The 23,904-nt window shown below is 37.3% G+C and carries 21 protein-coding genes and 1 pseudogene; 18 read left to right on the forward strand and 4 right to left on the reverse strand.

All coding sequences use genetic code 11. From position 1 onward, the window contains the following. Positions 1 to 680: 680 nt before the first annotated feature. Both B3D98_RS16085 and B3D98_RS16090 read right to left on the reverse strand, forming a co-directional pair. On the reverse strand, positions 681 to 2,366 hold the full coding sequence (locus tag B3D98_RS16085; protein ID WP_103117560.1) for a methyl-accepting chemotaxis protein: 1,686 nt from the start codon (positions 2,364 to 2,366) through the stop codon (positions 681 to 683). A 253-nt stretch (positions 2,367 to 2,619) separates the two neighbouring features. After that, positions 2,620 to 4,317 (reverse strand): Rqc2 family fibronectin-binding protein, encoded by a 1,698-nt coding sequence (locus B3D98_RS16090; RefSeq protein WP_103117561.1) that lies wholly within the window; start codon positions 4,315 to 4,317, stop codon positions 2,620 to 2,622. A gap of 258 nt (positions 4,318 to 4,575) precedes the next feature. On the opposite strand from B3D98_RS16090, the gene B3D98_RS16095 reads away from it, so the two are divergent. From B3D98_RS16095 to spoVM, 15 genes and pseudogenes are all read left to right on the forward strand, one after another. Next, entirely contained in the window at positions 4,576 to 5,451 is an 876-nt protein-coding gene (locus B3D98_RS16095) for a YicC/YloC family endoribonuclease (RefSeq protein ID WP_103117562.1), read from the forward strand. 43 nt (positions 5,452 to 5,494) lie between these two features. Continuing rightward, positions 5,495 to 6,112 carry a guanylate kinase gene (gmk, locus tag B3D98_RS16100; RefSeq protein WP_004227379.1) on the forward strand — a complete coding sequence of 206 codons (618 nt, stop codon included), beginning with the start codon at positions 5,495 to 5,497 and terminating at the stop codon, positions 6,110 to 6,112. A gap of 4 nt (positions 6,113 to 6,116) precedes the next feature. After that, the gene (gene rpoZ / locus B3D98_RS16105; protein ID WP_004227380.1) at positions 6,117 to 6,344 is read left to right on the forward strand and encodes a DNA-directed RNA polymerase subunit omega; all 228 of its coding nucleotides are present in this window, start codon (positions 6,117 to 6,119) and stop codon (positions 6,342 to 6,344) included. Positions 6,345 to 6,478: 134 nt separating this feature from the next. Then, positions 6,479 to 7,483, forward strand: coding sequence for a bifunctional phosphopantothenoylcysteine decarboxylase/phosphopantothenate--cysteine ligase CoaBC (gene coaBC / locus B3D98_RS16110; RefSeq protein ID WP_288584221.1), 1,005 nt, complete (start codon positions 6,479 to 6,481; stop codon positions 7,481 to 7,483). Continuing rightward, positions 7,480 to 9,891 (forward strand): primosomal protein N', encoded by a 2,412-nt coding sequence (gene priA, locus B3D98_RS16115; RefSeq protein ID WP_288584224.1) that lies wholly within the window; start codon positions 7,480 to 7,482, stop codon positions 9,889 to 9,891. The genes coaBC and priA overlap by 4 nt, the downstream gene beginning before the upstream one ends. 84 nt (positions 9,892 to 9,975) lie before the next feature. Continuing rightward, positions 9,976 to 10,470, forward strand: coding sequence for a peptide deformylase (def, locus tag B3D98_RS16120; protein ID WP_004227388.1), 495 nt, complete (start codon positions 9,976 to 9,978; stop codon positions 10,468 to 10,470). Position 10,471: 1 nt separating this feature from the next. Continuing rightward, on the forward strand, positions 10,472 to 11,413 hold the full coding sequence (gene fmt / locus B3D98_RS16125) for a methionyl-tRNA formyltransferase (protein ID WP_103117565.1): 942 nt from the start codon (positions 10,472 to 10,474) through the stop codon (positions 11,411 to 11,413). After that, a pseudogene (rsmB, locus tag B3D98_RS16130) lies at positions 11,410 to 12,769 on the forward strand (16S rRNA (cytosine(967)-C(5))-methyltransferase RsmB). The gene fmt and the pseudogene rsmB overlap by 4 nt, the downstream one beginning before the upstream one ends. Then, complete coding sequence (gene rlmN / locus B3D98_RS16135; protein WP_048395368.1) at positions 12,769 to 13,911, forward strand: 23S rRNA (adenine(2503)-C(2))-methyltransferase RlmN; 1,143 nt, start codon at positions 12,769 to 12,771, stop codon at positions 13,909 to 13,911. Before rsmB ends, rlmN begins: the two are co-directional and overlap by 1 nt. 6 nt (positions 13,912 to 13,917) lie before the next feature. Beyond that, complete coding sequence (locus B3D98_RS16140) at positions 13,918 to 14,667, forward strand: Stp1/IreP family PP2C-type Ser/Thr phosphatase (protein ID WP_048395366.1); 750 nt, start codon at positions 13,918 to 13,920, stop codon at positions 14,665 to 14,667. A 2-nt stretch (positions 14,668 to 14,669) separates the two neighbouring features. Next, positions 14,670 to 16,658: a Stk1 family PASTA domain-containing Ser/Thr kinase gene (gene pknB / locus B3D98_RS16145; RefSeq protein ID WP_288584234.1), complete on the forward strand. Its 1,989-nt coding sequence runs from the start codon at positions 14,670 to 14,672 to the stop codon at positions 16,656 to 16,658. A gap of 11 nt (positions 16,659 to 16,669) precedes the next feature. Next, entirely contained in the window at positions 16,670 to 17,554 is an 885-nt protein-coding gene (gene rsgA, locus B3D98_RS16150) for a ribosome small subunit-dependent GTPase A (RefSeq protein ID WP_048395362.1), read from the forward strand. Between the two features lie 2 nt (positions 17,555 to 17,556). After that, positions 17,557 to 18,225: a ribulose-phosphate 3-epimerase gene (rpe, locus tag B3D98_RS16155; RefSeq protein ID WP_048395360.1), complete on the forward strand. Its 669-nt coding sequence runs from the start codon at positions 17,557 to 17,559 to the stop codon at positions 18,223 to 18,225. Further along, entirely contained in the window at positions 18,222 to 18,875 is a 654-nt protein-coding gene (locus B3D98_RS16160; RefSeq protein ID WP_048395359.1) for a thiamine diphosphokinase, read from the forward strand. The genes rpe and B3D98_RS16160 overlap by 4 nt, the downstream gene beginning before the upstream one ends. Positions 18,876 to 18,893: 18 nt before the next feature. Continuing rightward, positions 18,894 to 18,995 (forward strand): stage V sporulation protein SpoVM, encoded by a 102-nt coding sequence (gene spoVM / locus B3D98_RS16165; protein ID WP_099805045.1) that lies wholly within the window; start codon positions 18,894 to 18,896, stop codon positions 18,993 to 18,995. A 91-nt stretch (positions 18,996 to 19,086) separates the two neighbouring features. Here spoVM and rpmB read toward each other — a convergent pair whose 3' ends face one another. After that, positions 19,087 to 19,275 (reverse strand): 50S ribosomal protein L28, encoded by a 189-nt coding sequence (rpmB, locus tag B3D98_RS16170; RefSeq protein ID WP_004227417.1) that lies wholly within the window; start codon positions 19,273 to 19,275, stop codon positions 19,087 to 19,089. A gap of 188 nt (positions 19,276 to 19,463) precedes the next feature. Further along, positions 19,464 to 20,207 (reverse strand): IclR family transcriptional regulator, encoded by a 744-nt coding sequence (locus B3D98_RS16175; protein ID WP_048395357.1) that lies wholly within the window; start codon positions 20,205 to 20,207, stop codon positions 19,464 to 19,466. Positions 20,208 to 20,510: 303 nt separating this feature from the next. Between B3D98_RS16175 and B3D98_RS16180 the strand changes: the two genes are divergently transcribed. The 3 genes from B3D98_RS16180 to B3D98_RS16190 all read left to right on the forward strand — a co-directional run bounded on the left by B3D98_RS16180 (position 20,511) and on the right by B3D98_RS16190 (position 23,697). Next, on the forward strand, positions 20,511 to 21,383 hold the full coding sequence (locus B3D98_RS16180; protein ID WP_048395355.1) for a dimethylarginine dimethylaminohydrolase family protein: 873 nt from the start codon (positions 20,511 to 20,513) through the stop codon (positions 21,381 to 21,383). A 14-nt stretch (positions 21,384 to 21,397) separates the two neighbouring features. Further along, on the forward strand, positions 21,398 to 22,159 hold the full coding sequence (locus B3D98_RS16185) for a dimethylarginine dimethylaminohydrolase family protein (RefSeq protein WP_082148185.1): 762 nt from the start codon (positions 21,398 to 21,400) through the stop codon (positions 22,157 to 22,159). A gap of 110 nt (positions 22,160 to 22,269) precedes the next feature. After that, positions 22,270 to 23,697, forward strand: a complete 1,428-nt coding sequence (locus tag B3D98_RS16190) for an amino acid permease (protein ID WP_048395351.1) — start codon at positions 22,270 to 22,272, stop codon at positions 23,695 to 23,697. Positions 23,698 to 23,904: the final 207 nt, after the last annotated feature.

Here is a 23,904-nt window from a genome sequence, read left to right on the forward strand (position 1 = left end):
AAATGATTTACTATACGGAAAATTCCTATTTTTTTGATAATATTATCGATATTTGAAAAATGAATCAAAAGTCATAGATGTAATACCTTGAGGAATTTGTATAGATTTGTAGAAAATCTATGTAAAACTCAGTGAATTAGATTCTTTTACAGGTAATTTCTTGTAATTTATTATCGCAAAACATGAATATTTTTATCTATTAATGATATATAAGAAACTTGTTTTGTATTTTTCTAGGATTATCCATTTGTGGGGAAGAAAAAGAAAAAAATGAGCATTTGTATGAAAAAAGGTACCCATACTAAGAAAAATTTGGATTTAGTGACAAGCTAGTTTACGAGATTAAGTTTTTTTGAAATAATTTTGGAGCTAGTTGTATATACATGCATATATGCAGTTGGTTACTGTTTTATTCATCCGTTAAAAAATAAAAGGAATGCTTCATTTCGCCTTGTATTCTTCCAAAGAGAACTGTTTAAATCTTATTGTTTTTTTGAGGATGTCATTTGTCTTACTGAAGAGGATTGATAATGCAAATAATTACTAAAAATCTGTTTATTCATCGAATGAAAACGTTAACAATAGCTATTCAGAAGGATATTCTTCCACTTTTTAAGTGGTATACCATGAAAAAATATAAAAAACAGTGCATCCCATTTATAAAATGCACTGTTTTTTATTTAAAGTTTAAATTGATTGATCTGATTCTGTAAATCTAAGGACTTTTCGCTTAGATCTGAGGCAACTTGGTTTACTTGTTGTACTGTTATAGATTGTTCTCTAGTTGCTGAAGCTACAATTTTTGTATTATCCGCGCTAGTTGAAGCACCATGGGCGATTTCTGCAACGGACGCTGCAACCTGTTCAGCGCTAGCTGAAATTTCTTCAGAGGTAGCTGATATATCTTCTATTTGATCTGTCATCGTATTAATTGCTTTCACAATTCCTTCAAAGGCTTGTCCTGCATGTCCGATGATTTTAACGCCCTCTGTGACAGAATGAAGTCCATCAAAGACTGCTTTTTCTACATTATGTGTATCCTGTTGAATTTCTAGCGTTAAGGCAACGATTTGGTTGGCTGATTGTTTGGATTCCTCAGCTAACTTACGAACCTCATCTGCTACTACCGCAAATCCTTTACCATGCTCTCCAGCTCTAGCCGCTTCAATTGCTGCATTGAGTGCCAATAAATTTGTTTGATCTGTAATAGCTGTAATAACAGCTGTGATCTGACTAATCTCATCTGATTGCTTACTCAATTTTTGAACAAGATTATTAATCGTTTGTGTTGATTCATGGATGACATTCATTTGTTGCTGAGCTTCTTCTACCGTCTCATTTCCATTTGTTGCTAATTCTGAAGTTGTTATAGCATTCTGATGTAGTTGTTGAGTTGCCTCAGCTATTCGTTGAACACCTACAGCCGTTTCATCCATTGCGTGTGCGCTTTCGTTAGCTGCAACTGTAGCTGTCACTGCAGCCTCAGCTGTTTCGTTAATCCGTATTGTAATTTCATCAGCAGTGGCAGTAATTTCTTCAGTTGAGGCAGAAAGTTCCTCTACTGAAGCTGTTAAATGCTCTGCATTGTCCTGTATATGCGTTAATAAATTTTTCAAATTACCCTTCATGGCATTAAAAGCTGCTGAAAGCTGACCAATTTCATCTTTTGATTGATGGGTAATATCTGGATGAATTAATTCTCCATTAGCTACATGGTTTGCAGCCAGAACGACAGATTTTAAAGGGCGTGAGATTGTCCGTTGTATATAGAAAATAAGGAAAATACCTAGAGCGATACCAATAATGATTGCGATAATGGAAATAATTTGTGAATTAAACACGGCCTGTTTAGATTCTTTTGTCACAATATCTAGTTGTTCCTTTTGATAGTTTCCAATTTGATCGGATACATCTTGTATACCTTTATTAGCTTGTTGGACTTCACCATTTACCTTCTGCAAAGCACCTTCTAGATTACCAGCTTCAAATAAAGCTATTGCTTCAGTTGCTGCCTTGTTAAAAGAATCATTATGAACTTTTAATTCCTGTGCATATGTTTCCATTTCAGCTGAATTCGATTTTTCAGTGATTTCATCTACATGTGTGTCGAGCATACTTGCATATTTTGAGAAACTCTCTTTGTTAGCAGGTTTGTCTTCGATGATGATGGCACGTATGAAAAGACCTTGCATAGCCATTTCGTATTGAATATCATCTGCTAATTCTACAAGGGCAACATGTCCTTCTAATGCATTTTCAATCTTTTTTTCAATGTTTGAAAATAACAGGAACATAATGAACAAAGAAATGATTAATGTGAGAATAATTGCAAAGAAACCAAAGCTTAATTTTTTACCTACAGACATATAGATACGCCCTTTCCTGAATGCTCTATAAAAATTTTTATACTTTAATTTAGCGTTTCTCAGTAGTAGAAGTCAATATACGTTGAAGGAAACAGTGCAGATTATTCATGTGTTTTTATATTGTTATTATAATAAGGAAGATTGTCTGTAAAAATCAATCAAGATAAGGTTGTTTTCATCGTTTTATAGTACGGATTACGTGTACTCGTTATAAAAAGGAAGAAACCGATACAATTTGTATCGGTTTCTTCCTTTATGACTGTTTCTTTAACTGTAAAATGACTGCCTCATCCGGGTCAATATACAGTGTCTTTTGTTCAAAATAGATGACGAAACCAGGTTTGGCACCATTTGGTTTTTTGACCTGTCGTATTTCGGTATAATCTACAGGCACAGAAGAGGATTCTCTGGCCTTAGAAAAATAGGCGGCTAGTGTGGCAGCTTCTCGCAATGTCGTTTCATCGGGTTCACTTGAATGAATGACAACATGAGATCCAGGAATATCTTTTGTGTGTAACCAAATATCAGTCCGCTTTGCTAGTTTAAATGTCAGCATATCATTTTGTTTATTGTTTTTTCCAACAGAGATTGTTACACCTGTAGAAGAAACATAGCGTTCTGGTTCAGGTTTCGCTTGTTTTTTCTTTTTCTTCGCATGACGTAGTTTTAAGTAACCTTGCTCTGCTAGCTCTTCACGAATTTCCTCAATATCTCCAGGAGAAGCCTGCTGAACTTGCTGTGCAAGCATTTCGAAGTAAGAAATTTCATCAGTAGTTTTTTCTAGCTGCTCTTGAACCATGACCAAGGCATTTTTTGCCTTTGTATATTTTGTGTAATAACTTTGGGCATTTTCAATAGGTGTTTTACGTTCGCTTACTGGAATCGTTATTTCTTCGCCAGTTTCACTATAGTAATTTGTGACAGTAACTTCCTTAACTCCTTTTTCAAAGGCATAGATATTAGCCATTAATAGCTCACCATATAGTTGGAATTGATCGAGCTTGGAGGCACGTTCATAATCCTTTGTTAACTTTTTTGTTTTTAAAGCTAATTTGTCAATCTCATTTTGTAGCCAGCGCTCTAAATCGCCTGCTTGTTGTTTTACACGATCTCGCTCTGCACGGGCAAAGAATACACGATCAAGAAGCTCATGGACATTAGGATAGATTGTTATATCCCCATCATGCAAATGCGTTAATTCGATAGGGGAAAAGTATACTTTCTGATTGAAGAGTACGTACATAGGCTTCATTCCACCGTTCGCAAAGGAGGCCATAAAATCCTTGAAACATACTAGTGTATTTGAAGTCGTCTTCATTCGATACAATAATTCTTCCGCGTGAAGAGGTGAAAAACCAGCTAATTGTTGCACGATCTCTTTAGAGGTTTTTGCTTCAGCGAAAAATGCTGTTAGCTCTTCATCTGTCACTGTTAAAGGATTCCATTTGTTTTGTGTGGGTGGCGCAAAATACGGTTGCCCTGGTAGTACAGTACGGAAGCTATTGACTGAAGGCGGTAGATGTTTTAGGCTGTCAATAATTTTTCCCTGCTCTTGATCAATCAACAGTAGATTACTATGTCTACCCATAATTTCAGCATGTATTTCTCTTACAATTGGATCTCCAATTTCATTTTTACTTTCAATTTCTACTATTATAATGCGATCAAAATCACGCTGTTTTATAGAAGCAATAAAACCACCCTCTATATGCTTACGCAAAAGCATACAAAACATTGGCGGCTCTGCTGGATTTTCAATCACCTGTTCAGTAAGGTGTACACGTGCATAAGAAGAGTGGATGGAAAACAGTAATTTATGATTCTTTCCGTTCGCTCGCACATGTAAAATAACTTCTTGTGCATTGGGTTGATGTATTTTGGTAATCCGACCAGTGACTAGCTGTTGTAGGTCGGCAGTTATTGAATAAGTAAATAAGCCATCAAATGCCATATGAATTCCTCTTTCCAACGATATCAAGCATCTTGGTACTTTCGTATTTTTTCTTTATGTATCTGCATGCACTATTTTTAAGCTCGCAAATACTCTTTTGGTATGTTTATCATAGCATTTTTTAGGTGAATATTAAAATATAGCTTCAATTGTGGTAGAATTAGCTTTTACTTTAACCAAATTTTTTTGGAGAGTCGTCATAATCGACAAAGCTTATGTTATAATAATCCCAGTATGCAAAGAAAGGTGTGACGAACCTTGGTGCGTAGTATGACTGGTTTTGGCAGAGGTGTCACAACAACTAGAGACTTTCAATTAACCGTAGAAATGCGCTCGGTCAACCATCGTTTTTTAGAAATTAATGCAAAATTTCCGAAAGAATGGCTTGAAGCTGAAATTTTTGCAAAGAAACTAATTTCTCAAGCTTTGTCACGCGGCAAAATTGATGTGATGGTATATGTGAAGGACTTAGAGAACGTAGAGCAATCTATTGAGATTAATTGGTCATTAATTGAAGCGTATCGTAAGGCAAAAGAGCAATTAGCAAGTAAAGTACCACTTGAAGAAAAATGGACGATGCAAGAGCTTTTATCGTTAGAGCAGGCCCTTGTGCAGCAAAAGCCTCAGCTTACACCAGAGGATTTACTCAGCGCTGTTGAACAAGCAATTTCACAAGCGATTGAACAGCTCGTACAAATGCGTGAGCGTGAAGGGCAAGAATTACAAGAGGTTGTTGTACAATATAAAGAACAGTTAATGGAGCAAGTCAATCAGATTCGTTTGTGTTCTTCACTTGCTGTTGAAAAATATCGTACACGATTAATAGAGCGAATTAATGAAGTTGCAAACGGCACATTGCTAGAAGATCGTTTACTAGCGGAAGTAGCGATTTTTGCAGAACGAGTAGACATCTCCGAAGAATTAGACAGATTAGATAGTCACTTCAACCAGCTGGAGGAAACATTACTTGAAAAGATTTCGGTTGGGCGTAAATTGGACTTTTTAATGCAGGAAATACATCGCGAGATTAATACGATTGGTTCAAAAAATCAATCTACAGAAGCAGCGGTTGCTGTTGTTCAGGCGAAAACAATTTTAGAAAAGATGCGTGAGCAAGTGCAAAACATCGAATAACTTGCACGTGTCTGTTATAAATTAAGGGAGATATAGAGAATAAATGATAAAAGAACGTGGATTATTAATTGTTCTGTCTGGCCCCTCTGGTGTAGGTAAAGGGACAGTGCGAAAAGAATTATTTTCTCAGCCGAATACGAATTATGAGTATTCCATCTCGATGACAACACGAAATCCTCGCGAAGGTGAAGTAGATGGTGTAGACTATTTTTTCAAGACACGTCATGAATTTGAAGTGTTAATTGAACAAGGTGGCTTATTAGAGCACGCTGAATTTGTCGGTAACTATTATGGAACACCATTAGCTTATGTAAATGAAACACTTGATGCAGGTCGTGATGTATTTTTAGAAATCGAAGTGCAGGGTGCAGCACAAATTCGTAAAAAAGCACCAGATGCCTTATTTATTTTCTTAGCCCCTCCAAGTTTAACGGAATTAAAAGATCGTTTAGTTGGACGTGGGACAGAAACGGAGGATATCATTGCCAAACGAATCGCTACTGCAAGTGAAGAGCTTGAAATGATGAGCTTATATGATTATGTTGTGGAAAATGATGAAGTGACGAATGCCTGTGATCGTATAAATGCGATTATTAAAGCCGAGCATTGTCGTAGAGAACGTGTTGAAAAAAGATATTTGTCAATGTTGAGAGGAGAATAAAACAATGCTATACCCATCAGTAGACGCTTTAAAAAAGGAAATCGATTCAAAATATTCATTAGTGAGCCTTGCTTCTAAACGTGCTCGCCAAATGCAAGAAGAGCAAGACACAGAACGCTTACACAAGTATGTTTCCCATAAATATGTTGGGAAAGCACTTGAAGAAGTAGCGGCAGGTGTACTTACGAAAGTATCACAGGATGAGTCAACTGTGTATGAGGACGAAATCTAACATCATGTAAAGAGCTTTACTATGTTTACATGCATGCTAGTCTAGTTAGCAGTAGATTTTAATTATACAGAATGCCGAAAGCTCCCAGGGAATCCTTCTTTGGGAGCTTATCATTTGAAAGGACGACACCTAGCATGAATAAAAATATTTTACTTTGTGTTTCAGGCGGGATTGCCGTATATAAAGCTGTGGCACTCGTAAGCAAGCTATCACAAGCAGGAGCCAATGTAAAAGTCATCATGACAGCCTCTGCTAGACAGTTTGTAAATCCATTAAGTTTTCAAGTGATGTCCAAAAATGATGTTTATTTTGACACGTTTGATGAAAAAGATTCAAGTGTGATTGCTCATATAGACTTAGCAGACTGGGCTGATTTAATTTTAGTAGCGCCCGCTACAGCAAATATAATAGGAAAAATGGCCAATGGTATAGCAGATGATATGATCACAACAACCCTGCTTGCTACGACAGCACCTGTATGGATTGCACCAGCCATGAATGTACACATGTACGACCATCCAGCGGTAAAACGTAATTTGGATAGGCTATCAGCTGATGGCTACAAATTTATTGAGCCTTCCGAAGGCTTTTTAGCATGTGGCTATGTCGGGAAGGGCCGTCTAGAGGAGCCAGAAAAAATCACTGCACTTGTACAAGATTTTTTTTCTGGAAAAACTACACCACTAACAGATAAAACAGTCATAGTGACAGCGGGTGCCCTACATGTACCATTGGATGAACAGCATGTAATTAGTCCAAAGGCAACTGGAGCCATAGGCCGAGCTTTAGCACATGAAGCAAGAATGTTAGGCGCACATGTAATTGAAATAGAAAATTCTAATTTGTTTGATGCTATACAGCAACTGGAAGCTTATAAAAACCAATACCCTCAGGCAATATTAATCCATGCGGCAAATGTGCCGACTATAAAGGAAACGCCGATCATTTCGGTAGAAGGCATAAAAGCGATCACTTTCGGACAAAAAGTGCAAGGAACTCCAATGCTTAATATACTTTCTGAGAGATGGATTGATTTTAGTGAAAAAGCGCAGCTTAACGGACAGTCTTTGGCTACAATTAACCCACAACTTTTTGCTCAGACATTATGGTCATATATTATAAAGGGTGAGGAACAATGAGCTTCTTGATAGCAGAGGTCATTGTAGATGTCTCTACTTACCATGTAGACCGTCCATTTGATTATCAAGTACCTGTAGAATGGATTAGTGTTATCGAGTTAGGAAGTCGTGTTAAAGTGCCATTTGGTCCAAGGAATGTCCTGGGTTTTGTTGTTGGATTGAAGAAAGAAACAGATGTACCGTTAAATAAACTAAAGGCAATCAATCAAATTTTAGATATGGAGCCAGTCCTGACAGAAGAGATGTTGCGAATGGCGAAGTGGTTGAAGAACGATACGATTTGCTATGAAATAGATGCCTTGCAAGTGATGTTACCATCTGCACTTCGAGCCAAGTATGAAAAAATGATTAAGCTACAACAAGGTCAACAATTACCACTAGAGGTACAGGCTATATTCGGGAAGCGTCAACGAGCAAATTTTAAAGAATTTGAACGAGCAGGTTTACTACCCCTTTTGAAGCAATTGGTCGCAGAAAACATTGTTTCAATCGAAAATGTTGTGAAGCAACAGGGAAATGTGAAAGAAATTCGAATGGTTCAAATAACAGCAGACCAACAACTTATTGAACGTGCTTTAGAGCAATCATCCAGAGCAGCTAAACAACGGCTATTACTGCAATGGATGTGCCAACACTTAGGAGAGGTTTTTACTCCCCAACAAATTTGTGACGAAGCAAGGGTCTCTATTTCAGTTTTAGAGGCAGTAATTGATAAAGGAGCTGCTCAATTTATTCAAGAGGAAGTATTTCGTGATCCATTTACGAAGGAAGTTTCACGTACACATGCCTTACAATTAACGAGTGAGCAGCAGGTTGCTCTCCAAGCTATTACTACAGCTATGGACCAGCAAATAGCGCAAACCTTTTTATTACATGGTGTAACAGGAAGTGGTAAAACAGAGGTTTATTTGCAGGCTATTCAAAAGGTATTAGAAGAAGGAAAAGAAGCCATTATGTTGGTACCTGAAATCTCTTTAACTCCACAAATGACCGAACGATTCCGCAGTCGCTTTGGTGAGATGGTTGCTGTGATGCATAGTGGATTATCTGTAGGGGAGAAATATGATGAATGGCGTAAAATCCAACAAGGCAAAGTGAAGGTCGTAGTTGGAGCTCGTTCAGCTATTTTTGCTCCTTTTACGAATATAGGGCTTATTATATTGGATGAGGAACATGAATCAACTTATAAGCAAGAAGATTCACCACGTTATCATGCAAGAGATGTAGCCATCTGGCGTAGCGAATTTTATAACTGTCCTATTATTTTAGGGAGTGCAACACCAGCATTAGAATCATTTGCAAGAGCTAAAAAGGGAGTATATAAGCTACTCTCCTTAAAACACCGTGCTTTACATCAGGCTTTGCCGACTGTTTTTATTGCAGATATGCGTGAAGAGCTGAGACAAGGTAATCGTTCGATGTTTTCCCAATCACTGATAGAAGCAATCCGTTTAAGGCTTGAGAAAAAAGAACAAATGGTGCTGTTTTTAAACCGTCGTGGCTATTCATCATTTGTACTCTGCCGAGATTGTGGAACAGTTGTCCAATGTCCAAATTGCGATATTTCATTAACCTATCATCGAACAACTGAAAAATTGAAATGTCATTATTGTGGTTACGAGGAACATGTTCCACAAATATGTCCGCAATGTCAAAGTGATCATATTCGTTATTTTGGTACAGGTACACAAAAGGTGGAAGAGGAGCTGTATAAGTTGTTTCCTGAGGCAAGAGTATTACGTATGGATGTAGATACTACGAAGCATAAAGGGGCACATGAAGAAATATTAGAGACATTTGGGGCAGGGCATGCAGATATTTTGCTGGGTACTCAAATGATCGCAAAGGGTCTGGATTTTCCAAATATTACGCTAGTCGGTGTACTTAGTGCTGATACATCCTTACATTTACCTGATTACCGCGCAGCAGAGCGAACATTTCAGCTATTAACACAGGTAAGTGGCCGAGCTGGGAGACATGACAAGCTAGGGGAAGTCATCATTCAAACGTATACACCTGAGCATTACGCAATTGATTTAGCTAAAACACAAGAGTATGAACCATTTTATGAACGTGAGATGTTTTTACGTCGCAGATCAAACTATCCACCTTATTATTTTGTAGCTCTTATTCAATTATCCCATGAAGATGTCATGATGGCTGCTGAATATGCTGGTCGAGTGGCTGATTGGTTACGAGGGAACTTATCGAATCAAGTAGCAATAATAGGACCAACAACTGCGAGTATTGCTCGTCTCCAAAATAGATATCGTTATCAATGTTTGATAAAATATAAAATTGAACCAAATCTAATTCCCGTGTTACAACGTTTACTTGCTATGTATAGAGCAGAGTGGATTAAACAAGGAATATTAATGACGGTAGATTTAGATCCGTCTACTATATAGTTAGCGTGTAATAATAGCACGATTTTTAATAAAAGTATCAATTAGCTAGTGCACTAGCTTTAAAGCAGAAATGAGGAAATAATAATGGCTATAAAAAAAGTAATTGAAAATCCTGCAAAAGTACTATCCACACCGTGTGCTGAAGTGACAGAAATTAATGATGAAATTATTACATTACTTGATGATTTATATGACACTATGGTGGAATATGATGGCGTTGGAATTGCGGCACCACAAATAGACGTAGGGTTACGGGTAGCAATTGTTGAACTAGGTGAAGAACGTGATATTTTAGAAATGATTAATCCAACTGTCGTTGAAACGGACGGAGCAGAAGTAGATATTGAAGGATGCTTGAGCTTTCCAGGGTTATATGGAGAAGTGGAACGTCCTAGTTATGTCAAAATTGAAGCATGTGATCGTGAAGGACGTGTTTATGAATTAGAGGCAGGTGGCTTTGATGCCCGTGCGATTTTACATGAAATTGATCATTTAGATGGTGTGCTTTTCGATTCAAAAATCAAGCGTATTGTCACAGCAGAAGAACTAGAAGAAATGTACGCTGAAGAGGAGGAATAAAATGACATCTATCGTTTTTATGGGGACACCTGACTTCTCCGCACCTATTTTGCGTATGCTACATGATGAAGGATATACTATTAAAGCAGTTGTAACACAACCAGATCGTCCAGTTGGGCGTAAGCGAGTATTAACACCGCCGCCAGTAAAGGCAACGGCTTTGGAACTTGGCTTGCCAATTATTCAACCTGAAAAATTGCGTGGCTCCGAGGAGTTACAGCAGATTCTTGCTTTACAGCCTGATCTAGTAATAACAGCAGCATTTGGACAGATACTACCAAAAGAATTATTAGATGCACCGGCTCTAGGTTGCATTAATGTCCATGCCTCCCTATTACCAAAATATCGTGGAGGGGCTCCGATTCACCAAGCCGTCATGGATGGTGAAAAAGAAACAGGAGTAACAATCATGTATATGGCAGAAAAGCTTGATGCGGGAGATATTATCTCTCAAAAAGCGATCCCTATTGAAGAAGATGATCATACTGGTGGACTTTTTGATAAGCTAAGTATGGTTGGCTGTGAATTACTTAAGGAAACACTTCCTTCTATTATAAATGGTACAAATAACCGTACAGTTCAAGATGAAGCACAAGTTACCTTTGCAAGTAATATTTCAAGGGAACAAGAACGGATTGATTGGACCAACGATGCTATTACTTTATACAATCAAGTGCGCGGTCTTCATCCATGGCCTGTTGCTTATACTACTTTTGAGGATGGTAATTTTAAAATTTGGTGGGCAACGATTGGCAAAAGTAAGCATGAGGCTAATCCAGGTACAGTGGTTGCCATTGATAAAGATCACTTTGAGGTAGCAGCTGGCAACGGGACAACTTTAGCATTATATGATGTGCAACCAGCTGGTAAAAAGCGCATGACCGCAGAGGAATATTTACGTGGGACAGGTTCTAAATTACAGATTGGGGACCAATTTAAATGAGTAAAAAAAGTGTAGTGATTTGGGATGGCAATGTACGAGATGCCGCATTGTCAATTCTATTAGCAGTTGATAAAAATCAGGCTTATAGCAACTTATTGCTAAATGAAACAATTAAACGACATAAAATTGAAGCAAAAGATCGTGCTTTATTGACTGAAATAACGTATGGAACTTTACAGCATAAAATGACACTTGATTATTACTTAGAGCCATTTATTCGTGGTTCAATTGATCATTGGGTTCGCTGGTTATTAAGAATTTCGTTGTATCAAATCCATTATTTAACACGTATCCCTCCACACGCTGCAGTAAACGAAGCAGTAGAAATTGCCAAGCGTCGAGGGCATCGTGGAATCGCTTCTATGGTCAATGGCATATTAAGATCCGTGTTACGGAGTGGAGTCCCTTCAACAGATGACATAGCAGATCCAATTGAGCGTCTTTCAATAGAAACAAGTCATCCAATGTGGTTAGTTCAAAGATTTGTTGATAACTACGGTCTTGAAGTAGCGACTGAAATGTTGCATGAAAATAATAGACCGCCTGTGCAGACTGTGCGTGTTAATATGACAAAAGCAACTGTTCAGCAAGCAATTGCCAAGTTAGAGGCAGAAGGATTAACGGCTAATCAAAGCGACGTTATACCAGAGTGCTTATACATTACAAACGGTCAACCAGCTCGTACAAAAGCCTTCAAAGAAGGTATGATTACTATTCAGGATGAAAGTTCAATGATACCTGCTAATGTGCTAAATCCAACTCCAGGTATGCGTGTCTTGGATATGTGTGCGGCACCTGGTGGAAAAACAACACATATTGCCGAAATAATGAAAAATGAAGGGTCTATTTTAGCAACAGACCTTCATCCACATAAATTAGATTTAATCGACCATAATACAGAGCGTCTAGGGCTTGATATTGTTGAAACAGCCCCAATAGACGGACGGAAAGCACCAGAATTTTTACAAGCAGCGTCTTTTGATGCTATCTTAGTCGATGCACCATGTAGTGGACTAGGAGTTATGCGACGTAAACCAGATATTAAATATACAAAGCGAGAAGAAGATTTAGAAAGTCTTCAAAAAATCCAATTAGCTTTACTGGATGCAGCAACGAAAGTTTTGAAAACAGATGGTAAGCTTGTATACAGTACGTGTACAGTAGACATACAAGAAAACGAAGGCACTGTGAAAGCCTTTTTAACAGCACATCCAGAAATGGAAGCTATACAACTAGAATCTTTACCAACAAAATTAGCGGAAAAGCAAGCTAATGGCATGCTTCAAGTCTTTCCACAAGACTTTGGCAGTGACGGTTTCTTNNGCCGCCTTTCGTAAAAAAGGAGAATCCAACTAATGGTGGATCAAGAGAAATTTAATGAACGTATTAACGATTTAGTCGAAGAAGCAGAAGAAAAGCCCGTTCGACGTGTAAAAAAAGAAAAGCCAAATTTAAAAGAATCCATTTATTCGTTACAACCTCATCAATTAGAAGAATGGCTAAAGGAAAATGGCGAAAAGCCTTTCCGTGCTGCTCAAATTTTTGACTGGCTGTATAATAAACGTGTAAAGACATTTGAAGAAATGTCAAACCTTTCAAAGGGATTACGCGAAAAACTAACTGCAAATTTTGCATTATCCACACTATCAACCATTATTAAACAAGAATCTAAAGATGGTACCATTAAATTTTTATTCCAATTACAAGATGGCTATTCAATAGAAACTGTTTTAATGCGCCATGAATATGGAAATTCTGTCTGTGTAACAACACAAGTAGGCTGCCGAATTGGCTGTACGTTTTGTGCATCCACTTTAGGTGGTTTGAAGCGACATTTATTAGCAGGGGAAATTGTGGAGCAAGTTGTCAAAGTGCAGCAAACATTAGATGAATTGGGCGAGCGAGTATCTCATATTGTCATTATGGGTATTGGTGAACCTTTCGATAACTATGATGCAATGATGAACTTCTTAAAAGTGATCAATCATGAAAAAGGTTTAAATATCGGAGCACGTCATATCACAGTTTCAACATCGGGTATTGTACCTAAAATTTACCAGTTTGCAGATGAACAATTACAAATTAACTTTGCCGTTTCTCTGCATGCGCCAAACCAAGAAGCACGTCAAAAGCTAATGCCAATTGCCCGTGCTTATAAATTGGAAGAATTAATGGAAGCTGTGCGATACTATACAAAAAAAACAGGTCGACGAGTGAGTTTCGAGTATGGGCTGATGTCTGGTGAAAATGATTCAGTAGAAATAGCAGAGGAACTATCTGCTTTAATTAAAGGAATTAAATGTCATGTCAACTTAATTCCTGTAAACTATGTACCAGAACGTGATTATGTTCGTACATCTCGTAGTCAAATTTTTGCTTTTGAAAAAACATTAAAGAAAAATGGTATTAACGTAACGATCCGCCGAGAGCAAGGTTCAGATATCGCTGCTGCGTGTGGTCAATTACGTGCACAAGAGAGATCTGAAGAAACGAGGTGACCAGTATTGGAATACACAGTCGAAAGTGATATTGGTTTAAAACGATCCATTAATGAGGACCGTGCTGCATTCTTTAAACGTCCAGATGGGCTTGCACTAGCACTTGTAGCGGATGGCATGGGTGGTCATAATGCTGGTGATGTAGCAAGTGATATGGCAATTAAACAAATGGAATCCTTTTTTTTACAGGCAGACACACATCATTTTGTATCCACAACATCAAAAAAAGAATGGTTATTACAAACAGTTAAGCAATTGAATAAAACAATATATGACTATTCTTTATCACATGAAGACTGTAAAGGAATGGGCACGACATTTATTGCAGTGTTAATCGAAGAACAACATTGCTTCATTGCACATGTGGGAGACAGTCGTGTGTATTATTTCTTTGAAGATGGTGCACAACAAATAACAAGAGATCATTCATATGTGAACGTCTTGGTCGAAAATGGTGAGATAAGCGAAGAAGAGGCTTTGACACATCCAAAGAAAAATTTCATCTTAAAAGCGGTTGGGACAGAGGACACAATCGAACCAGACTTTTATGAAGTAGATTTAGCATCAGAATCGTATTTACTCATTTGTTCAGATGGATTAAGCAATAAACTATCTGTTTATGAAATGGCATCGATAATTACGTATCCAGACTCCATTAAGGAAAAGGGGCGTAAACTTGTAGAATTAGCAAATGCCAGCGGGGGAGAAGACAATATCTCCCTCGTGCTATTAACGAAAAAGGATGAGGAGGTGTAAGAATGCTGGTAGGTAAAAGAATTAGTGACCGTTATAAAATTTTAGAACTCATTGGTGGCGGAGGTATGTCCAATGTTTATTTAGCACACGATATGATCTTAAATCGTGATGTAGCCATTAAAATATTACGCTATGATTTTTCCAATGAGGATGAGTTACATCGACGTTTTCAACGTGAGGCACTGTCTGCTACAAGTCTTACACATCCAAATATTGTTAGTGTTTATGATGTAGGTGACGATGGAGATCTACACTATATTGTGATGGAATATGTTCAAGGAAAAACATTAAAGCAGTACATACAAGAATTTGCACCAATTTCTCCTGCTAGAAGTGTGCATATTATGAAGCAATTAACGTCTGCCATTGCTAATGCCCATGAAAACCATATTATCCACCGTGATATTAAACCGCAAAATATATTAATGGATGCGGAAGGTAATGTGAAAATTACGGATTTTGGTATTGCCATGACGTTAAGTGCTACATCATTTACTCAAACAAATTCTGTGCTTGGTACAGTCCATTATTTATCACCAGAGCAAGCTCGCGGCGGTACAGCTACAAACAAATCAGATATTTACGCACTCGGTATTGTGTTATATGAATTATTAACAGGTGAACTTCCATTTTCTGGTGAATCTGCTGTTTCAATAGCACTTAAGCATTTACAAGCCGAAACGCCTTCTGTCCGTGCTTTTGATGCAACGATTCCCCAAAGCTTGGAAAATGTAGTATTAAAGGCTACTGCCAAAGATTCATCCCATCGTTATACTACAGTGGAAGAAATGTATGAAGATTTGGAAACCGTACTAACACCATCTAGAATCAACGATCCCAAATTTGTCATACCTGTGGATAATGATGTAACGAAAGCTATTCCCATCATTAAAGAGCAGATGCATAAAAAAGACGAAGATCTAACTAAAACAAGAGTTATTGAACCGATTATGGAAGCTAAAGCACCTTCTCAACCACAACCTAAAAAGCCTGTAGAAAAGCCAGTTCCTGTAAAGGGAAAGAAGAAAAATTGGCCCAAATATGTTGCAGGACTATTCATTGCAGCGGTTGTCATTTTCTTATTCTTTATTTTTGCAAAAGATTTATTTAGCCCGAAAAAAGTGGCTATACCAGATGTAGCAAATTTAACAATAGAGGAAGCGACAAAAAAATTAGAAGCAGATGGATTTGTTGTTGGTGAAGAGCATCAGGAGCGAAATCATGAGGAAATAGAGAAGGGGAAAGTTATAGAAACGGACCCATCAAAAAATTCATTACGTGAAAAAGGTTCAGAGGTAGAATTAATCGTTAGTTTAGGTGTAGAGATGACGACTGTTGATAATTATGTTGGACAAAATTATAGTCAAGTTGAAGCTTTAATAAAAGGAAAGTATAAAGACGTAATAAAAGAGGATGTCCCTTCTAATGAGCCAGAAGGAAGAATTATTGAACAAAGCATACCACCAAATTCTGAGGTAGTAGCGAAAGAAGAAACAATCACGTTTAAAGTTAGCCAAGGAGTTAGAATGGTAAGGGTTGAAAATGTTGTAAATTATACGAAAGCTGATATGGATGACTATGTGAAAAGAGCAGGTCTCAATTGGCGTATATCTCGTGAAGAACATCATGAAACCATCCCAGCTGGCAGTGTAATTTCGCAATTGACAAAAGCGGGTACTATGGTAGAAGAAGGTTCTATGATATCGGTTGTAATAAGTAAAGGGCCAGCAAAACAGCCCGATAAACTACGTGTCATACCTGTAGTCATTGAGTATAAACCTACAGAAGAGGGAATAGCTCAAAATATTCGAATTGAAATTCAAGATAAAAATCATACATTGTCTGAACCTGTTGAAGTATTTGAAATTTTAAGTGATACGCCATACAACATTCAGCTTACAATTGAAGATGGCAAAGATGCGAGTTATAGAATAATTCGTGACTCAGAAATAATTTTAGAAGGCAAAGTTAATTATAATGATGTCGATTAAGGAGGAATTGGATGGCGCAAGGCCAAATAAGAAAAGCATTAAGTGGTTATTATTATGTATTTGATGGACATCAACTGATTCAATGCCGAGGACGTGGGGTATTTCGTAATCGTGGCGAATCCCCACTCGTAGGCGATATTGTAGAGTATACAATGGAAACTGAAGGCTCTGATGGGACAATACAAAAGATTTTTGAGCGCCAAAATGAATTAGTACGTCCGCCAATTGCGAATATTGATCAAGGTATTTTGGTGTTTTCTGTAAAGGAACCGAATTTCAATACCATTTTACTGGATCGTTTTTTAGTTGTGTTAGAATCCTTCCATGTACATCCTATTATTTGTTTAACAAAAATGGATTTGCTAGAAAATGATGAACGTGATGAATTACAAAATTATATAGCAGATTATGAAAGCATGGGCTATACAGTTTTGCAAACATATAAAGATGAAGAAGAATTAGTAGAACGGTTACGTCCTATTTTAAAGGGAAAAACCACCGTTTTAGCTGGCCAATCGGGCGTTGGGAAATCAACTTTGCTTAATACGCTCATTCCAGAGTTGAACTTAAAAACGGGTATTATATCCCAAAGCTTAGGACGGGGTAAACATACTACTCGACATGTTGAACTGATAGAGGTCTGTGATGGTTTATTAGCAGATACGCCTGGATTTAGTTCCTTTGATTTTGACGAAATTGAGAAAGAAGAATTAGGTGTATGTTTTCCTGAAATGGCTAGAGTAGCGGATGATTGTAAATTTAGAGGTTGCTTACACTTGAAAGAGCCAAAATGTGCAGTAAAGGCAGCAGTAGAAGCAGGGGAAATTCGAGACTACCGCTACAAGCATTATGAACAATTTATGCAAGAAATTATGGATCGAAAGCCGAGGTATTAATGATGATACAAATAGCACCATCAATTTTAGCAGCAAATTTTGCAAAGTTAGGTGAAGAAGTAAAGGAAGTAGAGCAAGCAGGTGCACAACTTATTCATATTGATGTAATGGATGGTCACTTTGTACCGAATATTTCATTTGGTTCTATTGTATTGGATGCTATCCGTCCATTAACGAAGTTACCATTAGATGTGCATTTAATGATAGAAAATCCAGATCAGTATATTGAACAGTTCGCAAAAGCTGGAGCAGATTATATTACAGTACATGTAGAAGCATGTCGTCATTTACATCGAACAATTCAATTAATCCGTTCTTTTGGTGTAAAAGCGGGTGTCGTATTAAATCCACATACACCGATAGAATCAATTCAACACATTTTAGAAGATATTGATATGGTATTATTAATGACTGTTAATCCTGGATTCGGTGGACAAAAATTTATTCATTCTGTTGTACCTAAAATTGAAGCATTATCAACAATAATTAAGGAGCGAGGCTTAGATATTGCCATTGAAATTGATGGTGGTATTACTGCTGAAACAATTGTGCCATGTGCACAGGCTGGAGCGACAATTTTTGTAGCTGGGTCAGCTATCTATAGTAAAGAAGATCGAACAGCTGCTCTTCAAGAGATTTTACTAGCTGGTGAGGCAGCGATTAAAGGATGACGACAGTCGTTGTTTGTGCAGGTGGTCCAAAAAATGAGCTTTGTTCATTTTCATCGTTTCAGCAACAACAGGATGTTGTGTTTATCGGGGCTGATCGTGGCGCTTTATATTTAATTGAGCAAGGAATTACGCCCCATGCTATTGTTGGTGATTTTGATTCTTTAACGGATGAAGAATATCGACAAGTAATGGCACAAACCAATGATCAACAACGTTTTCAAGAAGAGAAAAATGAAACAGACACGGATTTAGCTTTGCTTAAAGCCTATACGTTTGCACCACAAGAAATTATTTTGACAGGTGTGACGGGTGGGCGTTTAGATCATTACGAGGCAGCTGTTCGTTCTATTTATCGGTTACAAAAAGAGCATCCTCAAATTGAGTTAAAGATAATCAATCATACTAATATGTTGCAATTTTTACTACCAGGTACACATACAATTTATGCAGATGATCGATACCGATACTTGTCTTTTTTTGCTCACGAGGAGCCTATTCAAGGTGTAACATTACGACAAGTAAAATATGAAACAACGAATGAGGAAATTTCCTTAGGAACATCTCGATTTACAAGTAATGAAATAATAGGAACTTCAGGGTCTATATCTTTCTCGCAAGGCATATGTTTAATGATAAGAAGCATAGATTAGCGTAAGGGGGAGAGAGTCCTGAAAGTATATACGTTCCAATTGCCGAAATTCGTGAGTAGTATCACGCGTACGTGTATTAACCTATTTAAAAAAGATAAGAAAGTAAAAAAATCCGACTAGTGTTAGTCGGATTTTTTACTTTCTTCTAGAATACTAATCAAGAAAAAAATCGATTGCGCTCAATGCGAAATCGATTTTTTAGAAGCAGCGATTAAACGCGCTCGATTTTACCTGATTTTAATGCACGAGCAGAAACCCATACACGTTTTGGTTTACCGTCAACTAAGATACGAACTTTTTGAAGGTTAGCACCCCAAGTACGTTTGTTAGCGTTCATAGCGTGGGAACGGTTGTTACCAGTACGAGCTTTACGTCCAGTGATTACACATTGTTTTGGCATGTTGTATTCCCTCCTTACTGTTGATGCTGAAAGATTATTATATTTCAGTTCGGTATTTCACATACCATAATAATTTAACATACGATGGCGTTCAGTGCAACAGTTTTCACATAACCTTTCAAGAAAAAAACCTTTACAGACATAAAACATTTATGAAAAGTAGAGAAGTTTAATGGGGAATAGTTCTCCTATCCTTTTCCTCGATAACCAAGTTTCAGCGATACACGTCTACCAGTATCAACTAATCGCTCAATCAATGTATTAATATGATCTTGAGAGACATTAAAGTTTACAAAACCAATACTGACTGCTCCTATCACTTCACCAAAACCATCTAAAACAGAGACAGCAATAGAGGAAGTACCTGCAGTTCGTTCTCCATGACTTATTGCATAGCCTTGTTGTCGAATTTGGTGAAGCTGCTCCTCTAATTCGGCCATTTCATCTTTAGTTACTAGTTGCTCTAGAATTTCTTTGGATTGTAGCGCTGACATTGAGGCGAGTATGGCCTTATTGGCCGCTCCGATATGCATAGGTATGCGAATACCCAACTGATCATAAATACGAATCGGATTAGCTGCACTGTCTATCCGTTCTATAATAATCGTATCTAATCCAGCTGGTTTACTTAAATAAACGCTTTCTTCAACCTCCCTGGCTAATCGTTCTAACTCAGGTCTGATTTTGCTAATATAATCCATCGTATCATATACCTGTAAGCCAAGTTCCATCCATATGGTTCCAAGCCGATAATATTTAGTCTGTTCATCTTGCTCAATCATCCCTTGTTTAATCATGGCTTTTAAAATTCTATGTAAAGTACTTAGCGGTAAATCGCATTTTGTAGAAAGCTCTGAAATGGACAAGCTACTGTCGTTTGCATCAGCAGCTAAAACCTTGGCAATTGTCATCGCCCGCTCTAATAATTGCATTTGTCCCACCTCCCTTCATCCTATTTTATTTTTATTCTCCATCTACGTCTAGTTCCAATATTCCCGTACAAATCAGAAGTCTAAACAAATGCTTATTTTAATACACGAAAGCTACAAAAGGATCCTTTAAGGCTTCTTTAATAAACGACAGCATTTTTTCCAAGCGTGAACGCAATCTAGATTAAAAGAAAAATAAAAGTTTTCTAAATATATTGACAGTATAGCATAAAACGAATATATTCTTCATATAAACTTTCCTCTTAACGGAAACGTTTTCCACTACGCGGAAATGAGGTGAAAGGAATGCATTATTGTTCATCAATGTATGCGCCTTTGAAACATGTTATTGTAAAAGATCCAAAAGATGCTTTCCGAAGCCAGACACATCTTAGTGAGGAATGGAAAACATTTAACTACTTATCTGAGCCTGATTATGAAGAAGCTCTAAGCGAATACGCTGAATTTATTGGGATTCTTGGAAAGTATGTTGAGACTATTGAATATCTGCCTATAGCAGATGAAGTAGGATTAGATTCTCTTTATGCACATGATCCAGTTAAATTCACTCCAAATGGTGCCATAATACTGAAATCAGGCAAAAAATTAAGACAACCAGAAGCAGCAGTATACAAGGACTTTTTACGGCAAAAAGGTATACCAATAATTGGTGAACTTACTGGAGAGGCAGTTTCAGACGGTGGAGATATTGTTTGGCTAGATGATCGAACGCTCGTTGTGGGTAGAGGTTATCGAACAAACGATGAAGCCATTCGTCAGTTAAAGGAAATGACAGCCGATATGGTAGATGAATTTATAGTTGTACAACTACCACATGATCTTGGTGAAGCTGAATGTTTACATTTAATGTCTTTCATAAGTATGGTAGACCGAGATTTAGCTGTTGTGCATTCGCGTTTAATGCCAGTATTTTTCAGACAACTGCTAATTGAGCGTGGCATCCAGCTAGTAGAAGTACCTAAAGATGAATACGATTCGTTAGGCTGTAATGTTTTAGCGCTTGCACCAAGGGTATGTGTGATTCCTCAAGGCAACAAAGAAACAAAGCAACAGCTACTTGATGCTGGAGCAACTGTGTACGAATATAAAGGCGATGAAATTACTGTTAAAGGAACAGGTGGGCCGACTTGCCTAACTTGCCCAGTAGTAAGAGGATAAAGGAGAAGATGAATATGTTTAAAAATGTTATTGTTAAAAATCCAGGTAATAGTTTTGTAAACGGTTTAACAACTAGTGATTTAGGAAAGCCGATTTTAGAAAAATTATTTGAACAACATGAACATTATGTAGAGGCTTTAAAAAAATGCGGTGTAGAAGTTACACAATTACCAGCAAATGAAGCATTTCCTGATTCAACATTTGTAGAGGATACAGCTGTATTAACGCCTGAATTTGCTATTATATCGAATCCTGGAGCAGCAGCTCGTAACCGCGAAATTGAAGAAATCGAACCAGCTGTAAAGCAATTCTATGAAAAAATTTACTATATTAAAGGTTCTGGAACACTTGATGGTGGAGATGTACTACAAGCAGAGAAAAAGTTTTACGTAGGGATCTCAGAACGCACAAATGAAGAAGGCGCTCAGCAATTTAAAGAGATTGTTGAACAAGAAGGTTATGAAGCAACTATTATTCCATTAAAAGAATTCTTCCATTTAAAAACTGGAATTGCCTATGTTGGGGAAAATCGTATGGTGCTAGCTGGTGAATTTGTCGATCATCCTGCATTTGAATCTTACGAAAAAATCGTGATTCCTAAAGAGGATGAATATTCAGCTAACTGTATTCAAGTAAATGATTATATTATTATTCCAGCTGGCTATCCAGAAACAAATCGTAAATTACTGGACCTTGGCTATCAAACAATTGAACTTGATATGTCTGAATTTAGAAAACACGATGGTGGTTTAAGCTGTTTATCATTACGTTTTTAAGTAAATCTAACAATACCCAATCAATTTAAAAGAGAAAATTGATTGGGTACTTTCATTCTTAAAATATCAGAATATTTAATATTTTTACATTATATGGGAAGTAGGGATGGATGTTGAATAAAGGGGATCAGCTTCACAATAATCAATTAAAGCGTTCGATGAAAAGTCGTCACTTGTTAATGCTTTCACTTGGGGGTGTTATTGGAACAGGCTTATTTTTAAATGTAGGCTATACCATTAACCAGGCAGGACCCGGCGGTGCACTGATTGGTTACTTATTTGGTGGCTTAATTTTGTTTATGGTCATGAATTGTCTTGGGGAATTGGCTGTTTACATGCCTGTTACAGGTTCTTTCCAAACTTATGCAACACGTTTCATTAGTCCTTCAGCCGGTTTTTCATTAGGTTGGATGTATTTTGTCGGATCTGCTGCCACAGCAGGTGTTGAATTTACGGCTGCAGGTATTTTAATGCAGCATTGGTTTCCAAGTGTACCAATTTGGATATGGTGTGCTGTGTTTATGGTTCTTTTATTTGTCTTAAATGCTTTAACAACGAAGGGCTTTGCTGAAGCAGAGTTCTGGTTTGCTAGTATAAAAGTTGTTGCAGTGATTGCATTTATCATTATTGGTGGAGCAGCAATCTTTGGTTTAATTCCATTAGCAGATCGTCCTACTCCACATCTCACAAATTTAGCACCTTCTGGTTTATTCCCAGCAGGTATTACGATTATTTTTGTCACAATGATGAATGTAATTTTTTCTTATCAGGGATCAGAGCTGGTGGGTATTGCAGCAGGGGAGACCGAGAACCCTGAAAAAAATATTCCTAGAGCGATTCGTACAATTCTATTTAGAATCATCGTTTTCTATATTGCTTCCATTATTGTATTATCGGCAATATTCCCAGCATCAGAGCTTGGGCTTATGGAAAGTCCATTTGTCACGTTAATGAATTTAGCTGGTGTACCATATGCAGCTGGTATCATGAACTTTGTTATTTTGACAGCTATTTTATCAGTCGGTAATTCATGTTTATATGCATCAACACGTTTATTATTTTCCATGTCACAAGAGGGGATGGCGCCCAAGTTATTTGGTCGATTAACGAAAAATAAAGTACCTTTAAATGCGCTTATTTTTACGATGGTATTCTCACTCTTATCTTTATTAACTAGTGTAATGGAAGCTGATGCTGTATTTGTATTACTAATGTCGGTAGCAGGTATATCTGTCACAATTTCATGGATGGGGATATGTGCTTCTCAGTTAATGTTCCGTTATCGCTATGTGAAGTCGGGAGGAAATGTGGCTGATCTAAAATTTAAAACACCACTATTCCCGTTGATTCCAGTATTTTGTATAATCTTTTGTATTTTAATTTTAGTATTTTTAGCGTTTGATCCAACGCAAAGGATTGGTTTACTATACGGGATTGGCTTCTTTATTGCCTGTATGATTTTTTATCAATTGAAATTAAAGAAAGCGGCGACTGCTGCTACAGATAGCAAAAGTGAAGAAACACTAGAAGTTCGTTAATCGTACCTCTAACGAATGGGAGTAAAAGGAGAAAAAATCATGAATACTTTTATGTGGGATACACCCGAAAAACTACGTGCCCTATTATGTGAACTTGTGAGCTGGGAAAGCCGAACATTAACGGAGGGTGAAAATAAATTTGCCTTTCGACTAAAAGATAAATTGTTAACGCTTCCATATTTTGAGAAGCACCCAGACTTGATTGAA

The organism is Lysinibacillus sp. UBA5994 (assembly GCF_002429725.1).
Taxonomy (GTDB): Bacteria; Bacillota; Bacilli; order Bacillales_A; family Planococcaceae; genus Lysinibacillus; species Lysinibacillus capsici.